The 18,345-nt window shown below is 41.9% G+C and carries 13 protein-coding genes; 10 read left to right on the top strand and 3 right to left on the bottom strand.

What is annotated here, in order from left to right; genetic code table 11:
* Nucleotide 1: 1 nt before the first annotated feature.
* Nucleotides 2-1,441 carry a YfcC family protein gene (locus PSF28_RS14240; RefSeq protein ID WP_004913421.1) on the top strand — a complete coding sequence of 480 codons (1,440 nt, stop codon included), beginning with the start codon at nt 2-4 and terminating at the stop codon, nt 1,439-1,441.
* A gap of 273 nt (nt 1,442-1,714) precedes the next feature.
* The gene (gene dbpA, locus PSF28_RS14235) at nt 1,715-3,088 is read left to right on the top strand and encodes an ATP-dependent RNA helicase DbpA (protein WP_210837787.1); all 1,374 of its coding nucleotides are present in this window, start codon (nt 1,715-1,717) and stop codon (nt 3,086-3,088) included.
* A gap of 61 nt (nt 3,089-3,149) precedes the next feature.
* On the opposite strand, the gene PSF28_RS14230 is transcribed toward dbpA, so the two are convergent.
* The gene (locus tag PSF28_RS14230) at nt 3,150-3,593 is read right to left on the bottom strand and encodes a PACE efflux transporter (protein ID WP_210837788.1); all 444 of its coding nucleotides are present in this window, start codon (nt 3,591-3,593) and stop codon (nt 3,150-3,152) included.
* A gap of 101 nt (nt 3,594-3,694) precedes the next feature.
* On the opposite strand from PSF28_RS14230, the gene PSF28_RS14225 reads away from it, so the two are divergent.
* The 4 genes from PSF28_RS14225 to cfa all read left to right on the top strand — a co-directional run bounded on the left by PSF28_RS14225 (nt 3,695) and on the right by cfa (nt 8,910).
* Entirely contained in the window at nt 3,695-4,579 is an 885-nt protein-coding gene (locus PSF28_RS14225) for a LysR family transcriptional regulator (protein ID WP_210837818.1), read from the top strand.
* Nucleotides 4,580-4,740: 161 nt separating this feature from the next.
* Complete coding sequence (gene codB / locus PSF28_RS14220) at nt 4,741-5,988, top strand: cytosine permease (protein ID WP_272685240.1); 1,248 nt, start codon at nt 4,741-4,743, stop codon at nt 5,986-5,988.
* Nucleotides 5,981-7,273 carry a cytosine deaminase gene (locus PSF28_RS14215; RefSeq protein WP_210837792.1) on the top strand — a complete coding sequence of 431 codons (1,293 nt, stop codon included), beginning with the start codon at nt 5,981-5,983 and terminating at the stop codon, nt 7,271-7,273. The genes codB and PSF28_RS14215 overlap by 8 nt, the downstream gene beginning before the upstream one ends.
* Nucleotides 7,274-7,746: 473 nt before the next feature.
* Nucleotides 7,747-8,910: a cyclopropane fatty acyl phospholipid synthase gene (gene cfa / locus PSF28_RS14210; RefSeq protein WP_210837794.1), complete on the top strand. Its 1,164-nt coding sequence runs from the start codon at nt 7,747-7,749 to the stop codon at nt 8,908-8,910.
* Nucleotides 8,911-8,980: 70 nt separating this feature from the next.
* Here the strand turns inward: cfa and torS are convergent, their stop codons facing one another.
* Nucleotides 8,981-11,734: a TMAO reductase system sensor histidine kinase/response regulator TorS gene (gene torS, locus PSF28_RS14205; RefSeq protein ID WP_272685239.1), complete on the bottom strand. Its 2,754-nt coding sequence runs from the start codon at nt 11,732-11,734 to the stop codon at nt 8,981-8,983.
* Nucleotides 11,735-11,818: 84 nt separating this feature from the next.
* Between torS and torT the strand changes: the two genes are divergently transcribed.
* The gene (torT, locus tag PSF28_RS14200) at nt 11,819-12,850 is read left to right on the top strand and encodes a TMAO reductase system periplasmic protein TorT (RefSeq protein ID WP_210837798.1); all 1,032 of its coding nucleotides are present in this window, start codon (nt 11,819-11,821) and stop codon (nt 12,848-12,850) included.
* On the opposite strand, the gene torR is transcribed toward torT, so the two are convergent.
* On the bottom strand, nt 12,823-13,524 hold the full coding sequence (gene torR, locus PSF28_RS14195) for a two-component system response regulator TorR (protein ID WP_004913440.1): 702 nt from the start codon (nt 13,522-13,524) through the stop codon (nt 12,823-12,825). The genes torT and torR overlap by 28 nt on opposite strands.
* Before the next feature lie 136 nt (nt 13,525-13,660).
* Here torR and torC point away from each other — a divergent pair, with 136 nt between their 5' ends.
* The 3 genes from torC to torD are packed head-to-tail and all read left to right on the top strand — an operon-like array spanning nt 13,661 to nt 17,989.
* Nucleotides 13,661-14,839 carry a pentaheme c-type cytochrome TorC gene (torC, locus tag PSF28_RS14190; protein ID WP_272685238.1) on the top strand — a complete coding sequence of 393 codons (1,179 nt, stop codon included), beginning with the start codon at nt 13,661-13,663 and terminating at the stop codon, nt 14,837-14,839.
* A complete protein-coding gene (gene torA / locus PSF28_RS14185) occupies nt 14,829-17,375 on the top strand; it encodes a trimethylamine-N-oxide reductase TorA (RefSeq protein ID WP_210837800.1) in 2,547 nt (848 codons plus the stop codon). Before torC ends, torA begins: the two co-directional genes overlap by 11 nt.
* The gene (gene torD / locus PSF28_RS14180; RefSeq protein WP_272685237.1) at nt 17,372-17,989 is read left to right on the top strand and encodes a molecular chaperone TorD; all 618 of its coding nucleotides are present in this window, start codon (nt 17,372-17,374) and stop codon (nt 17,987-17,989) included. The genes torA and torD overlap by 4 nt, the downstream gene beginning before the upstream one ends.
* Nucleotides 17,990-18,345 lie beyond the last annotated feature (356 nt).

Genomic DNA, 18,345 nt, shown 5'->3' with positions numbered 1-18,345 from the left:
TATGACAACGATGTCAACAAACACAACAACACCACCTAAAAAACGTTCTGAAGGCTTAAATCCTTATGTGCTTTTGTTTTTTATCTTAGTATTGGCAGGCATTGCGACGTGGATCGTTCCCGCGGGGCAATATGCATCAGAAACAAAAGTCATCACCATGGTAAAAGATGGTATAGAAACAAAAGTATCTAGTTCTTACACCATTCCCGGTAGTTATGAGCGCTTACCTGAACAACACGGCATTTTGCCAGGACAAATTTTCACCTCAATTGCCGATGGTCTAATCAAAGCAGCTCCTATTATCTTTTTGATTATTTTCACTGGAGGTGCTTTACATCTTCTTGAAGAAACTGGGGCTATCAAAAAAGTACTCAATAATATCTCGCGCAGTAAAAGGCTTAATGACTTTTTACTAATCAGTATATTCTTTGTCGTTTTTTCTATTTTAGGAACAACAGGAATTGTCGTTAACTCAATTATTGCATTTGTTCCTATCGGTCTTTTAGTTGCTAAATCCGTGGGAATGGACGATAAATTTGGTGCCGCTTTAGTCTATGTCGCGGCTTATTCGGGCTTTAACGCCTCAATCATGGCACCAATGACAGTTGGCCTATCTCAAGGTTTAGCCGACGTCCCGTTGTTATCCGGTCTCGGTTTTAGAATGGCAATTTATATTGCATTTGTTATCGCGGGTATTTTATTTTTAACGATTTATACCAAAAAATGCCGTAACAAAGGTATGGTTCGACCTGATATTGAAATTAATACTGACGAACACCAAACCTCTAAAATTTCAGCTTTGCATGTCATCACCCTTTCCTATAGCGCATTCTGCTTAATCGGATTTATTTTCGGTGCCGTTGAGTGGGGCTGGGGAGAAAAAGAGATGATGGCAATGTTTATCATTTTAGGCGTTGGCGTGGGTATTTTAAACCGTATGTCGCCTAATACCATTGCTACTGGTTTCTTAAAAGGTTGTGCAGGAATGGTAGGCGGCGCGTTTATCGTTGGTATGGCTCGTGCGATTGCTATCGTATTATCTGATGGCATGATTCTGGATACCATCGTTAATGCCATTATTTCAATGATGGACGGTTTACCGAAGACTTTATCTGCCCTTTCCATGTTCGCAACCGCAGCAATAATGCACTTCTTTATTTCATCTGGTTCTGGTGAAGCGGCTGTGCTTGTACCAATTTTCACGCCAATGGGAGATTTATTAGAAATCACTCGCCAAACGACGGTGCAAACTGTATTACTTGGAGAAGGTGTTGTTAACTGTATTAACCCAACATCAGGAATTTTAATGGCTGTACTTGCAACGGCAAAAATTCCTTACACACAATGGGTGAGATTTATTTGGCCATTAGTCTTCACATGGATAGCCATTTCTATTGTCGCTCTCATATATGCAGTAATGACAAATTTAGGTCCTATCTAAAATATCAATATTGAATAATCCACTCTTCTTAGCACCGCTTTTTAGTGGTGCTAAGGGTTGTTGATACAAAACAGAGTAAAAAGGTGTTTTTCTCGCCTTGTGTTATCAACCGCTGTTGTAAATTTTCCATTTCATCACTTCCTGTTGATTTAATTTTGAACTATATCAGTGATAACCAGGTTCTACATTAATAACGAATTAAAAACAGACAGAGTAAGGTAGGAATAGTATTATTAGCGCCACTATGCCTTTTATTCTATTTGAGATTGTATTGTGACTTCATTTGCTGACCTAAATGCGCTTTCTGCGGAACAACTCGCTAACTTGCAAGAGTTAGGCTACCTCAACATGACGCAGATCCAAGCTGCCGCTCTTCCTCCGATCCTTGCGGGTAAAGACGTTCGAGCACAAGCTAAAACTGGCAGCGGCAAAACTGCTGCTTTTGGTCTGGGCTTATTACAACATATTGATGCCAAGTTATTTAAAACTCAGTCATTAGTTTTATGCCCAACTCGCGAACTGGCAGATCAAGTCGCCAATGAATTGCGTCGTTTAGCTCGCGCTATTCCTAATATCAAAATTTTAACGCTCTGCGGTGGTGTCCCTTTTAGCGTACAACGCGACTCCCTTGCTCATGCAGCACATATCATTGTTGCTACACCGGGGCGCTTACTTGATCATCTAAATCGTGAAACCGTTCAACTTGATGCCTTGCAAACATTGGTTTTAGACGAAGCAGACCGCATGCTCGATATGGGTTTTATGCCAGATATTGAAACCATCATTGACTACGCACCAATTAATAGGCAAACATTATTATTTTCAGCCACTTGGCCAGATGAAATTGCACGAATTAGCCAGCAAATTCAAAATAACCCACAAGCCATTGAAATCAATAGTGTTGATGAACTTCCTGCGGTTGAGCAGCAATTTTATGAAGTTGCTCGTCACGAAAAAATTACATTATTACAAAAGCTCTTGAGCCGTGAACAGCCCGCTTCTTGTGTCGTTTTCTGTAATACTAAAAAAGATTGCCAAGCGGTTTATGATGCCTTAACTGCAAGCAAACAAAGTGTCCTAGTGCTTCATGGTGATATGGAACAGCGTGAACGTGACCAAACCCTTGTGCGTTTTGCTAATGGAAGTAGCCGTGTATTAGTCGCTACAGATGTCGCATCCCGCGGGTTAGATATTAAAGCCCTCGAAATGGTAATTAACTATGAATTATCATGGGATCCTGAAGTGCACGTTCACCGCATCGGTCGAACTGCACGTGCCGGTGAAAGCGGTTTAGCAATTAGTTTATGTGCACCAGAAGAAGCCCAGCGGGCCAATGCTCTAGAAGAAATGTTAAACATGAAGCTTAATTGGCAAGCCGAACCGACAGGTTTACGAGTCACTCCATTAGAAGCGACGATGGTGACCTTATGCCTTGATGGCGGTAAAAAAGCCAAAATACGTCCCGGCGACATTTTAGGTGCCTTGACCGGAGAAGTTGGCCTCAATGGCGACGATATTGGCAAGATTGTGATCCACCCGACCCATGCCTATGTGGCGCTCAAACGCGAGGTTGCCGAACATGCTCGCAAGCATTTACAGCAAGGGAAAATTAAAGGGAAATCCGTTAAGGCTAGGTTATTAAAATAATATGTGTGATTCGTGTTTCCTTCTGCACAGCGTTAGTACGCAAGGAAACACGATAATTTTCTTATGATGTGGCGTTATTCTCTTGCGGCAAAGCAGATTTAGGCAATCCAAAAATCTTATCAAATGCCCAATTAAAAAAGAAAGTATAAATTGGGATAAAAATAATTAAGGCGAAGTCGAGTATTAACGCCTGTAAAAGACTAATTGATAACCACCATGCAATTAAAGGAATTAAAAAAATCACTAACGTTAATTGAAATAATATAGCGTGTACAAACCGGCGCCTAAAGGTTCTAATGCGTGATTTTTGTTTTGATTCCCAATACTCAAATGCGGTATTAAAAATAAAGTTCCAGCTCACTGCAATAGTTGTTATGACTAAAGCTAATGGACCTGTTGTTTCTGCTGAATTACCCGAAAGAAAAGCCAATGCTAAAGCTGAAATTAGCCAGCCAATAACCTCATAAGCCGTTACAAAAATAATTTTACGTTTAATCCCCTGCATTTTCCCACCTCCAAAAATATCATTATCAACAAGGTGGTAAAATAAATATAATTCAATGATAATAAAAGTCAGCTTCTATCAATTTTATTGACAGGTCAATGATGCCATTTAATAGCGATAACCTAACGATTTTTCTCACCGTGTTAGATAAAGGCTCATTTTCTGCGGCAGCTAGGGCATTAAAACGTGTGCCATCAGCGGTCAGTATGGCAGTCGCTAATCTAGAAGCTGAACTGGGATTTGAACTATTTGATAGGCACACTAGAGAGCCTAAACCCACTGAAAAAGCACTGTCATTAGCCCCCTATGCACGACATATTGTCGCTAATTTATCGCAGCTCAATACTTTTTCTCTGGAATTGACACAAGGCGTTGAAAGCACTCTGACTATTGGTATTGCGGCAGGTATTAATGCCAATTTACTCTTTGACGCTCTACATATTTTAAGCCAGCGTTACCCTTTACTGCATATTGAGCTGATTACCGCGCCTCAAGATGATCTTTTACCCTTATTACATGAACAACAAATTCATCTCGCAATCGTCTTTGGTGGTTTAAATGTTAATTCCCAAGAGCAATTTCATTACATTGGCGAAGAATCAATTATTGCCACCATTTCGGCTAAACATCCCTCTTTGCAAAATAAAACGTCGCTCTATATCGAAGACCTTGTTGAAAGCCGCCAAATAATTATTGCGAGTCGTCAGCGTGAATTGAGTGATATCCGTATTCTAGTTTCTAGTAATTATTGGAAAACAGACAGTTTTTCTTTGGCTCTCGGTTTAGTCGAGAGTGGTATGGGATGGGGAAATTTTCCTTTATCACTTATTAAAGATAAATTGCACGATGGCTCACTAAAGCCCCTTGAATTTAAAAATACCCCAAATGGCTTCAAGCTGCCTATTCACGCAGTATGTTTGCAAGGTCATGCGCTTAAACGTGGCGCACAAGAATGTATTGAGTTGCTGAAAAATAAGGTAATTTAGACCTTCAGTTATCTATTTTCCCTATTTTTAATTCCATAAATTAAATTATTTTTGAACACATTAATTCTTTTAAATTATCAACGAAAACGTTTGCTTTTTATTTTGATGGCTATAAAATGCGTCGGATTTTTTTGGCCTGAAAAAAATAACTGGAGACAATCGTGCCTGACGATAAAAATTATAGCCATGGCCCCGTGCCCATATCTGCGCGGAAAGGCGGACTAGCATTAACCTTTGTGATGCTAGGTTTAACGTTCTTTTCCGCCAGTATGTGGACCGGAGGCGCTCTCGGTACCGGTCTTGATTTTCATGATTTCTTCCTCGCAGTTCTTATCGGTAATCTTCTTCTTGGTATCTACACCGCATTTCTTGGTTTTATTGGTTCTAAAACAGGCTTAACTACCCACCTTCTTGCTCGTTATTCCTTTGGTATTAAAGGCTCATGGCTCCCCTCATTCCTATTAGGTGGCACACAAGTCGGCTGGTTTGGCGTCGGTGTTGCGATGTTTGCCATTCCCGTTGGCAAAGCCACGGGTTGGGATGTCAACTGGTTGATTGGTATTTCAGGGGTCTTAATGACCGTTACGGTCTTTTTTGGCATTTCTGCTCTGACTATACTGTCAATCGTTGCAGTTCCTGCCATTGCGATACTCGGCAGTTATTCCGTCTACCTTGCTATCACTGATATGGGTGGAATGAGTGCATTGCAGTCTGTCGTCCCCACAAAACCTATCGATTTTAACCTTGCCTTAGCCATGGTAGTGGGGTCTTTTGTGAGTGCAGGAACATTAACAGCTGATTTTGTGCGTTTCGGGCGAAAACCTAAGATTGCGGTGCTTGTCGCCATTATTGCTTTTTTCCTTGGTAATTCATTGATGTTTATCTTTGGAGCCGCTGGCGCGGCATCATTAGGTATGGCAGACATCTCTGATGTGATGATTGCCCAAGGTTTATTATTACCCGCAATTATCGTTTTAGGCTTAAACATTTGGACAACTAATGATAACGCCCTATATGCGTCAGGTTTAGGGTTTGCCAATATCACCGGGTTATCCAGCAAAACCTTATCCATTGTCAATGGACTGGTCGGAACACTATGTGCGCTGTGGTTATATAATAATTTTGTTGGCTGGCTAACTTTCTTATCCGCGGCGATTCCCCCAATTGGCGGAATTATTATCGCAGACTACCTCATGTACCGTCACCGCTATGAAACCTTTGACCGCAGTAAAATGCGTGATGTCAACATCAGTGCATTAATCGCCGTTGCCGCTGGGGTTATCGCAGGTAACTGGTTACCAGGCATTGTTCCTGTCAATGCCGTACTGGGTGGTGCATTATGTTACGCTATCCTTAACCCATTATTAAATCGCCGCCATACTACTGATTCGGAGATGACCCGTGCTTAACCAAACTATCAAACATATCCATAATGTCCGTTTACCTGAACGTGATGGCCTGTGGCGTATCGATATCGACAATCAAAAAATTCAAGCCATTCTTCCACAACCTCAAGGTGAAGTATTACCAGACAGCTTAGATGGTGAAGGTGGATTAGTTACGGCTCCCTTCGTTGAGCCACATATTCACTTGGATACCACTCAAACCGCAGGGCAACCAAGCTGGAACCAATCAGGAACACTCTTTGAAGGCATCGAACGTTGGGCAGAGCGTAAAGCGATGCTCACCCACGATGATGTTAAAAACCGAGCGTGGCAAACCCTTAAATGGCAAATTGCCAATGGTATTCAACATGTTCGTACCCATGTGGATGTGTCAGATCCGACATTAACCGCACTGAAAGCGATGTTAGAGGTAAAACAAGAAATCGCACCTTGGGTTGATGTGCAAATTGTAGCTTTCCCGCAAGAAGGTATTTTGTCTTATCCAAATGGCGAAGCCCTGTTAGAGGAAGCGTTACGCCTCGGAGCCGACGTCGTTGGTGCTATTCCACATTTTGAATTTACTCGTGAGTATGGCGTGGAATCACTCCATAAAACATTTGCTTTAGCACAAAAATATGACCGCTTGATTGATGTCCACTGTGATGAAATTGATGATGAGCAATCTCGTTTTGTTGAAACAGTCGCAGCGTTAGCACATGCACAAGGGATGGGATCTCGCGTCACCGCAAGCCATACCACCGCAATGCATTCATACAATGGCGCTTATACTTCCCGTTTATTTCGCCTACTAAAAATGTCTGGAATTAACTTTGTCGCTAACCCACTAGTAAATATTCACTTACAAGGCCGCTTTGATACTTATCCAAAACGCCGTGGAATTACGCGAGTGAAAGAGATGCTAGCCGCGGATATTAATGTGTGCTTTGGTCACGACGATGTATTTGACCCATGGTACCCATTAGGTACCGCCAATATGTTGCAAGTACTGCATATGGGGTTACATGTCTGCCAATTAATGGGTTACCAGCAAATCAATGATGGGCTGAAACTGATTAGTGAATACAGCGCACGTACATTGAACTTGCAAGATTATGGTGTGAGTGAAGGAAACCGAGCTAGCTTATTGATTTTACCCGCAGAAAATGGCTTCGATGCTGTGCGTCGTCAAGTTCCTGTGCGTTATTCTATTCGTGATGGCCAAGTGATCGCCAATACCCAACCTGCGGTAACACAAATTCATTTAGAACAAACAGAAACAATCCGTTATGGATATTCTCCAAAAATCTAATCATTGAATTTTTATTCTTAAATGGCTCTCCATAATCATAGGTGAGCCATTTGCCTACGCCCCATCATTAATTTCAATAAAACCAGCCCAAAAAACCAATCTTAATCAGATAAAAAGCAACAAATAACGTATTTTTTCACACAAATGTCATTTCTATATACTAGACTTACTCCAATACTCATTGAAGAGCTTGAAAAGCTTTGATAAGCAAATAATTGTCTTATAAGAACTCTTTTTTTTGGTTATAAGTGCCATTTCTAAGTATTAAGTGCAATTTCTATTGAAATTCAATGTGAACGTTTTATATTTTTTATAGAGTTATCTGAAACTGGATTTGAGCTTTATTTATAGCAACAATAACGCTAATACACTGACTGTCGTGCAGCGGTGGTCAATATTCCTGTTTTGCTGTACCACGAATACGTCACAAATAAAGTTCTCTGAATCCCACTTTGATAAAAATTGGAGATCAGATGAGTACTGAACAAGTCGTTAACCAAAAAACCACTATCGACTCTTGGCAACGCATTGCTACTGAATTATTGAGTGAAGCTGGCATTAAAATTAATGGCTCCCGCCCTTTCGATATCCAGGTACACAACCACCATTTCTTTAAACGAGTGCTACAACATGGCTCAATAGGATTAGGTGAAAGTTATATGGATGGTTGGTGGGATTGCGAGCGTTTAGATATATTTTTCCAATATGTCTTACGCCATAAACTCGATAAAAAAATACCTCATAATTTCAGTGATACATTGAAAATTGCTGTCGCACGTGTACGCAATTTGCAAACCCTAAAACGTGCTCGAATTGTTGGAGAAGAGCATTACGACCTCGGAAATGACTTATTTTCTCTGATGCTCGATCCTTATATGCAATATTCTTGTGGCTACTGGAAAGGTTTAGAAGCGGTTCCTGAAAACCTTCCTCTCGCGCAAGAACAAAAATTAAATTTAATCTGCGAAAAACTGCAATTAAAACCCGGTATGCGATTACTTGATATCGGCTGTGGATGGGGTGGGCTCGCTGCTTATGCAGCAAAAAATTTTGGGGTTTCTGTTACAGGAGTCACTATTTCCGCTGAACAACAAAAATATGCTCAAGCTCGCTGCGCAGGCTTAGATGTTGATATTAAATTAGAAGATTATCGGAATCTCAACGACCAATTTGACCGTATTGTTTCTGTCGGTATGTTTGAGCATGTCGGCCCTAAAAATTATGCGACTTACTTTGATGTTATTCAACGCAACCTAAAAGCTAACGGTTTGTTTTTACTTCACACCATTGGTTCTAATCAAAATAAAGTGAATGTTGACCCATGGACTAATAAATATATTTTTCCAAACGGCTGCCTACCTTCTGTGCAAAATATTGGTGAAGCCAGCGAAGGCAAACTGGTCATGGAGGATTGGCATAATTTTGGTGCTGATTATGACCATACACTCATGGCATGGTATTCCCGCTTTCAAGCCGCTTGGCCTGAGCTCGAACATAATTATACACCTCGTTTCAAACGCATGTTTTCTTATTATTTAAATGCTTGTGCTGGTGCATTTAGAGCTCGAGATATCCAATTATGGCAAATACTGTGGAGCCCACAAGGTGTGAGCGGTGGCCTGCGTGTTGCGCGCTAAATCTTAGCCCTGAACATGGTCTTCAACAGATAAAAAGCAGCTAAATGAACCTTACTGGCTATTTGAAAAATCAATGCGCTCTATTCAACCATTGCTCAATAGCCTGTAAGCCTTGCTGTATATCATTTTTCAGTTGAGTATCCGCCATTGGCTGCTGCTCTAATAATACACAGCTTTGTACTGCACTTTGCATTCCCAAACTAGCGCAACTACTTTTTAACTGGTGAGCCAGGCGTTTTATTTGTTCTGTGTTATTTTCTGCTCGTGCGATATCAATTTGGCCGATTAACGGTAAAGAATGTTGTTTAAAAATACTCACCCATTCACGAATTTTTGAGAGCCCCATTAATTCAGCATCACTAATAAGCTGTTGCAAATCTACAAATTTTTCCTGAACACTAGAATCGGACAACGGATACTCACCGCCTGAAATATATTTAACGATTAACTGGTTTAACCTATCTCTTGGTACTGGTTTTTGAATGATGCCGCGAAAAACTTGACTCGTCCGTTGGCGCAATGTTTCATCAATCACATGCGCACTAAAACCAATCAAAACCAATGTGGGATAGGCTTTCGCTATTTGTTTAGCCAACGTGATCCCATCGATATCAGGTAAACCAAAATCCACTAACGCCGCTGTAAATTGTTGCCCAGTTTGTAGGGCCGCTAATGCTTCGGCCGCAGAACCAACGGTGGTTACCTGTGCCCCACTGCGAGTTAACATTTCTCCACTGATTTTCTGAGTCAATGGGTTGTCTTCTATGAGTAATAAATGTACGCCCCGCATGTCTAATGGTAGATCTGCGGATTTACTAACTGGATGCGAGGCGATACATAACGGCAGTGTTAAACGAAAACAGCTCCCACTCCCTAGCTGGCTACTAACCGTCAATTCACCGCCCATAGCTTGTGCTAAACTTGCACTAATTGTCAGCCCAAGTCCTGTTCCACCCCGCTGGCTATCGACTTGCACAAATGGCTTAAAAATATCAGTAAATCGCGAGTTATCAATGCCACATCCGGTGTCTTCCACTTCAATAAACCAATATTTACCATAACGGCAACTACGTAAAGTAATTTGCCCCTGCTGAGTGAAACGCAATGCATTACTGAGTAAATTGGTGATAATTTGCCGGATCCGGAGTGGGTCCCCTTGTAAGGCAGTAGGTAAATCATCTGCAATATCAGCAACTAACTGAATAGCATGGTTTTTATTACTAGCATTCATTAGATACAAGGTACTTTCCAATAATGGCTTGGGCTCAAAAGGCTCCTCATTGATCGAAACATTTTGTCCCCCAGCTTCAATAGCAGAGTAATCTAAAATGTCATTCAAAATAGCCAATAAGGATTCACCTGAATCCGTAATTGCATATAAATCATCATGATATTGATTAAGCGTTTTATTTTCTAATAACAGTTGTGCTGTCCCCAAAATTCCATAAAGCGGTGTGCGAATTTCATGGCTCATTGCCGCCAAAAATGCCGATTTCGCCTGATTGGCTTTTTCTGCTTCAGCGCGAGCTTTGCGGTGCTCAACAACCATCACACGCAGTTCTGCCGTTCTCACTTTGACTTGGTCCGCTAGCTGTTCGCGTTGATTATTTAAGGCATGTACACTCGCACGAAATGCATCCATTAAACGGCCAATCGTATCTAGCTCTTTCACTCCTGCGGTTTCAGGAAATGCAGAGTCAATATCGCCCTCAAGCAAGCGTTGAAGCGCTTGGGTTTGCTGTGCCAGCGGCTTTGTTACTAAACGGTAAACCACTCGCCAAAGGATCAAAATCAATGAGAGTAATGAAACAATACTTAATGCTAACAACCAATTTTGCCCCCGTTCACTGGCTTGTTTAAGTTGCCCCAATGCGGTTTGGTTACGAAGTTCAATGATGTCAACTAATTGAGCTACTTCACTACTAAAACGTGCAAATTGGTCAATATTATTTTGCGATAAAATCTGTAAACGAGTTGTGATGTCGTTATCTTGGCGATACAACGTAATTAACTCGGTATAACGCTTAACGCTATTTAAGGCATTTTCTACCTGGCTTCTCACGGCAGGGTCTTCAATATATTTTTGCCGACGCTGTAAGATTTTGACTGCAGAATTCAGCTGATTTTCTAATTCTGCCATATTACGATTGGGTTGGTTTGAACCTAAATTAAGTACCATTTGCTGTACTCGCATAGCACTTAATCGCAACTCATTCATTTGGCTAGCATATTCAAGATCAATATCAATAAGTTGATCAAGGGCTTGTTGAGCTTGTTCCCCTTGTTTTCGCTCGATTAGGTCATAAATACTCACCTGCGTTGCACTGGCGGAGGTCGCTGCATTATTGGCTTGGCCATGCGCCTTTTGGGCGATATCACCCGCCGCAGCGATAATATGTTGCCTTAACTGTTGTTGCTCTGTGCGCAGTTTTAATCGCTGTCCAACTAATTCACCCTGTTGGCTTAATGATTGAGCGATTTCTTTTTCTTGTTGTTCTATATCTTGTGTGTTGAAGCCTTGTTCCCGTAATGTTTTCAGTAAATTAGTGATTTTAAGGCTTTGTGCCGTTAACATCCGCCCTTGCGCTAACCAAATACTTTCGCTATCTGCATTGGTGAGATTCTGCGCAGAAAATAGCTCCCAAGCACTCGCTTCACTCAGTTGCCTTGCCATATTCATGGTTGGAATCAGTGCCTCGGTATTGGCCTGTTCAACTTGGCTAACAAAACGTAAGTTGTACCACCCCACAAGGGTGCTGATAAAGGTCAATGCTGCCATCAGCGCATAGCCCATCCACAATCGTCTAGTTAGTGATAAATTCACGGTTTAGTTAGCCTAAAAATTAAAATGGTTGAGTTAACTGCAAGAAAGCATTTAGGATAAAGGTTTCTGGTTTGTGAGGCTATCATGCGTGTATTGATTTTACTACTGTTCACATTTCACTCATTACTGAGCCTAGCAATGGCGCAGAATAGTTCACTCATTCAGTGGCGTGATACACTACACTTTACCTCTCAACCACATAATCCTATTACCGCTACAAAAACATGGAAATTGTGTGCGCTTTATCCTAGCTTAAAAGATTCTTATTGGTTATCAATTAATTATGGTATGCAAAAAGCAGCCAAAAGCTATAGTATTGACCTAAATGTATTAGAAGCTGGCGGATATAACCAGCTAGCCACTCAGCAAAAGCAAATTACGCAATGCCAACAGTGGGGAGCAGATGCCATTTTACTGGGCAGTAGCACCACAGCCTTTCCAAACCTGAGCCAACTGGTAGGAAATACGCCTGTCATTGAAGTCATCAACGCGACACACGATAAAACAGTTAAAACCCGCGTGGGTGTACCTTGGTTTCAAATGGGCTATCAGCCGGGACGCTATTTAGTGCAATGGAGCCAAGGTAAGCCATTGAAAGTGTTACTTATGCCTGGGCCATTAAATGCTGGCGGTAGCCTTGAAATGGAACAAGGATTCAGAGAGGCTATTGCGGGTAGCCATGTACAAATTGTGGATGTTGCACAAGGGGATAACGACATTGAAGTTCAACGCAATTTATTACATGAAATGCTAGAGCGTAACCCAGATATTGATGTCGTCGTTGGCACAGCTATCGCCGCTGAAGCCGCAATGGGTGAAGGCCGTAACTTAACAAAACCATTGAATATTGTTTCTTTTTACTTATCACATCAAGTCTATCGCGGCTTAAAAAGAGGCCGAATAATTATGGCAGCTAGCGACCAAATGGTTTGGCAAGGTGAGCTAGTCATTGAACAAGCCATCAAAGTATTACAAAAGCAACCAGTTCCAAACAATATAAGCCCGCCAATTTTAGTGCTTACTCAACAAAATGCAGATAGTGAACACTTACGTAATTCATTATCTCCAGGAGGATTTAGGCCCGTATATCAGTATACATCGGCGGCTAAAAAATAACCTTCACCATGCTGAGTCACTAATAAATCAGCATTAATCTTGTGGCGTAAACGGCGAATAAGTACATCTACCGTGCGTAAATCAGGGTGATCAACTCGACGGGCTGATAACATACGTAAAAGACGTTCTCGGGTTAGAATCTCCCGTGGGTTTGTCACAAAAGCCACTAGCATTTCATATTCAGCACGAGTGAGTTTGATTGCTTGATGCTTAAATTCGAGCGTATGCATCGAAACATTTAGGCAATAGCCAGCGAACTGATAGCAATTATCTTGAGAAACAACCTGGGTTTGTGATGGTTTAGCAAGGTCAATTCGCCAAAGTAAATTTTTGACACGAACAACGAGCTCCCTGAGTTCCAAAGGTTTAGTAACGTAATCATCTGCTCCCATTTCTAAACCCACAATACGGTCAATTTGGTCACAACGGCCTGTGACTAAAATAATTCCTACTGTAAAACGCTCACGTAGCGCCCTTGTTAACATTAACCCATTTTCATCCGGTAAATTAATATCCAACAGAATCAAGTCAACTACTTGCTGATCCATAATTTCGCGTAAACCTGCACCATTCCCCGTCACAGAAACACGATATCCTTCTTGCTCAAAGTAAGCCTGTAAACGCGCCTGAGTAACGGGTTCGTCTTCAACAACCACAATATGATGTGATGTCATTGATATACTCTCTTCTGTTCATATCTGTTCATATTTACCCATATCTTGCCGTAAGCTGTTCATCCTGACTAGTACCGCTATTCATATTAACTCAATAAGATCGCCTGTATTAAACCATATAATTACAGGGGCTATTATGCGGAAACTCTGGAGAGCGTTGCGAAAACCAAGTGCTCGTTGGTCAATGCTTACGTTAATCGTTGTCGGGATTGCAGTGGGTGTTGCGTTAATCGTTGTACCCCATGTTGGGATGAAAGTGACTAGCACCACCGAGTTTTGTGTCAGTTGCCATAGCATGGAACCCGTTTACGAAGAATATAAGCAATCCGTGCATTTCCAAAATGCCTCTGGGGTACGTGCAGAATGCCATGACTGCCATATTCCCTCCGACCTTCCAGGCATGATTAAACGGAAACTCGAAGCAAGCAATGATATTTATCAAACATTTATTGCTCATTCGATAGATACCCCTGAAAAATTTGAAGCCAAACGCGCCGAACTTGCAGAACGTGAATGGGCTCGCATGAAAGAGAACAATTCGGCCACTTGCCGCTCTTGTCATGATTACGACTCGATGGACCACGCCAAGCAAAATCCAGAAGCGGCTCGCCAAATGCAAATCGCTGCGAAAGAGAATCAATCCTGCATTGACTGCCACAAAGGGATTGCCCACCAATTGCCTGATATGAGCAGTGGTTTTCGTAAACAATTCGATGAGTTGCGCGCGAAGGCAAATAGTGATTCCGATATTCTGTATTCACTTGATATTAAACCTATTTATGCAAATAAAGGGGATAAAGACCCTGCTGGCTCGTTACTTCCTGCCTCAGAGGTGAAAGTCCTAAAACGTGATGGCGATTGGCTACAAGTTGAAATCACTGGGTGGACAGAAACCGATGGTCGCCAACGAGTCCTATCCGAATTCCCTGGTAAACGAATTTTCGTGGCTTCAATACGCGGTGATGTTCAAGAAAATGTGAAAAATTTAGAAAGTACCGTTGTCGCTGCAACCGATACTTCATGGAGCAAATTGCAAGCGACCGCATGGATGCAGCAAGGCGATATGATCAATGATATCAAACCGATATGGGCTTATGCAGACTCTTTATATAACGGGTCTTGTAATCAATGCCATGGGGCTCCAGATATTGCCCACTTTGATGCTAACGGTTGGATAGGCACATTAAACGGTATGATTGGCTTTACCAGCTTAGATAAGCGAGAAGAGCGTACCTTACTGAAATACTTACAAATGAATGCATCTGATACCGCAGGATCTTCACACGGTGATAACGGAGTACAGAATGAAAAATAATCCAACTTTTCAAGCTTCTCGTCGGCGCTTTTTGTTCCAGCTTGGCGGGCTCACCGTTGCGGGAATGTTAGGCCCTTCCCTCTTAACACCACGTAAAGCTAGCGCTGCAACGGCTGGCGAACAAACTGCTGTGGTACAAGAAGGCATTCTGACTGGGTCGCACTGGGGCGCAATTCGCGCTACTGTGGTTGATGGCCGCTTTATCGAAGCCAAGCCCTTTGAACACGATAAATTTCCATCTAAAATGATTGCAGGGTTACCTGACCATGTTCATGGTACAGCCCGTATTCGTTATCCAATGGTACGTGTTGATTGGCTACGTAAACGCCATTTAAGTGATACCTCACAACGAGGTGATAACCGCTTCGTACGTGTTTCTTGGGATGAAGCCCTTGATTTGTTCTATCAAGAATTAGAACGTGTTCAAACAACCTATGGACCAAGTGGATTACTCACTGCAAATGGTTGGCAATCGACAGGGATGCTTCACAACGCTTCAGGTATGTTAGCTCGTGCCATTGCGCTGCACGGCAATAGTGTCAGTACTGGCGGAGATTACTCAACGGGGGCTGCACAAGTAATTTTACCTCGAGTTGTTGGGTCGATGGAGGTTTATGAACAACAAACTTCTTGGCCGTTAGTCCTCAAAAATAGTAAAACCATTGTGTTGTGGGGCTCTGACCTTCTCAAAAACCAACAAGCTAACTGGTGGTGCCCTGATCATGACGTTTATGAATATTATGAACAACTGAAAGAAAAAGCCGCTAATGGTGAGATAAAAGTCATCAGTATTGACCCTATAATCACCTCTACTCATGATTACCTTGGACGTGCCAATGTTCAACATATTGCGATTAACCCGCAAGCGGATGTGCCACTGCAATTAGCCATCGCTCACACCCTTTACAGTGAAGACTTACATGATAAAACCTTCTTAAAAGAATATTGTGTCGGTTTCGAGCAATTTGTTCCCTACTTAATGGGAAAAACGGATGGCCAACCGAAAGATGCACAATGGGCGTCTGAAATTTGTGGTATTGATGCCGACACGATCCAAGCTTTAGCCCGCCAAATGGCAGCAGATCGCACCCAAATCATTGCAGGTTGGTGTGTTCAGCGCATGCAACATGGTGAACAATGGTCGTGGATGGTTGTCGTTTTAGCTGCAATGTTAGGTCAAATTGGCTTACCGGGTGGCGGGTTTGGCTTCGGTTGGCACTATAATGGAGCAGGAACCCCAAGCCGTCAGGGGATTATTTTGAGTGGTTTTTCAGGCTCAACCAAAGTCCCCCCCATTCATGATAGCAATGACTACAAAGGCTATAGTAGCACCATTCCTATTGCTCGTTTTATTGATGCGATTTTAGAACCCGGAAAAACGATTAACTGGAATGGTAAAACGGTTAAATTGCCACCACTAAAAATGTGTGTATTTGCCGGAACCAACCCATTCCACCGCCACCAACAAATTAATCGTATTATTGAAGGCTGGCGCAAGCTTGAAACGGTTGTTTCTATCGATAACCAATGGACATCCACTTGCCGCTTTGCCGATATCGTATTACCGGCGACCACGCAATTTGAACGTAATGACCTTGACCAATACGGTAACCATTCAAATCGTGGCATTATTGCAATGAAACAACTCGTTGAACCGCAATTTGAGTCACGCAATGACTTCGATATTTTACGCGACCTATGCCGCCGTTTTGGTCGTGAAGAAGCCTTTACTGAAGGTTTGGACGAAATGGGCTGGCTAAAACGTATTTGGCAAGAAGGCAGCCAGCAGGGGAAAGGCCGTGGTATTCATCTACCCTCCTTCGATGTGTTCTGGGAAAAAGACGGTTATGTAGAATTTGAGCATCCACAAATGTTTGTTCGTCATCAAGCATTTAGAGAAGATCCCGACTTAGAACCATTAGGAACACCGAGTGGTTTAATTGAAATTTACTCAAAAACTATTGCCGACATGCAATATGATGATTGCCAAGGCCACCCAATGTGGTTCGAAAAAGCAGAACGCTCCCACGGCGGCCCAGGTTCAAAAAAATGGCCATTACATTTGCAATCTGCACATCCCGATTTTCGCTTACACTCACAACTGTGCGAGTCCCCTGTATTACGTCAATATTATTCCGTTAGTGGCAAAGAACCGGTCTTTATTAGTCCTCAAGATGCGAAAGCTAGGGGTATACAAAATGGTGATATCGTTCGCGTTTTCAACGACCGAGGGCAAGTGTTAGCGGGAGCCGTGGTTTCAGACCTATACACAAAAGGCGTTGCCCGTATCCATGAGGGAGCTTGGTATGACCCGACTAAGGGCGGAGAAATCAATGCGCTGTGCAAATACGGAAACCCAAACGTATTGACGCTTGATATTGGAACCTCTCAATTAGCGCAAGCCACCAGTGCACATACAACCTTAGTAGAGATAGAAAAATATACAGGACAAGTGGATAACGTGAATGCATTCGATGGGCCAATTGAAATGGTTGCTCAGTGTGAATATGTCCCTGCATCACAGGTGAATAAATGACAAAACAAAGTACTTTAGCACCAGAACAAATAGCATGTATTTATGCATGGCTAGCACAATTGTTCTCACGTGAACTAGATAGCGCAACATTAGCGCAACTTCAATCTAGCGAGATGATGGATTGGTTTACGACTGTCGAGCAGGAACCCGTTCTAACTGTGCCAATTCAAGTAGTTAAAACAAAAACCCAAGCGCTAGTAATGCGAAATGATGCACAACTCGAATTAGCCGCCGACTTCTGTAGCTTATTTTTAATGTCTGATAAGCAATCAGCTTTACCTTACGCCTCAGTTTATCCAAACTGTGAACAAGGTAATGAACAAATTAAGTACTTATTAGCCGAGGCTGGAATGGAAACTAGTGAGGCATTTAGAGAACCTTCTGACCATATTTCAATTTTTTTGGAGCTATTAAGTCACTTACATTTTTCATTAAATGAAGTCCATTTGGACCAAGAAAAAGTGAAACAATTGCGCCTAAAGACCTTGTCACTTTTACTACAATGGCTACCAGTATTTAGCCAAAATTGCCAACGGTATGATGAATACGGTTTTTACGGTGCGTTAAGCCAATTATTATCCGTACTGGTTCAATGGGATAAGCAAACCCAGTAGATGCCATTTAAATAATTTTTATATTATTCAACTATTATTAAATAAAGGGATATTGATAAACAATATCCCTTTTAACTTTCAGCCATAAAAACTGAGTTACTGTAAAGAAATAAGTTTTTCACGGCTCAACCCAGTGCTTTTCATAATTATCTCAATACTAATTCCTTGCTCCAAAAGATTCCGTGCAGTTGCTATATTTGCCTCTTCTTTGCTTTTTTAAATCCCTCTTGCAACCCTTCTTGCCGTCCTTTATATTGCAATCGTTGAGCAATATTCATGATTGTCTCCTTATGCTTTTCTGTTTGTTCACCTAGAACTTGAATAACTTGTTCAAAATTATGGGAGTCCAAGGCAAT

Source organism: Providencia sp. PROV130 (genome assembly GCF_028482225.1).
GTDB lineage: Bacteria > Pseudomonadota > Gammaproteobacteria > Enterobacterales > Enterobacteriaceae > Providencia > Providencia rettgeri.
The sequence above is the reverse complement of the archived record's forward strand: the minus strand, read 5'-3'. Positions and strand labels throughout refer to the sequence as shown.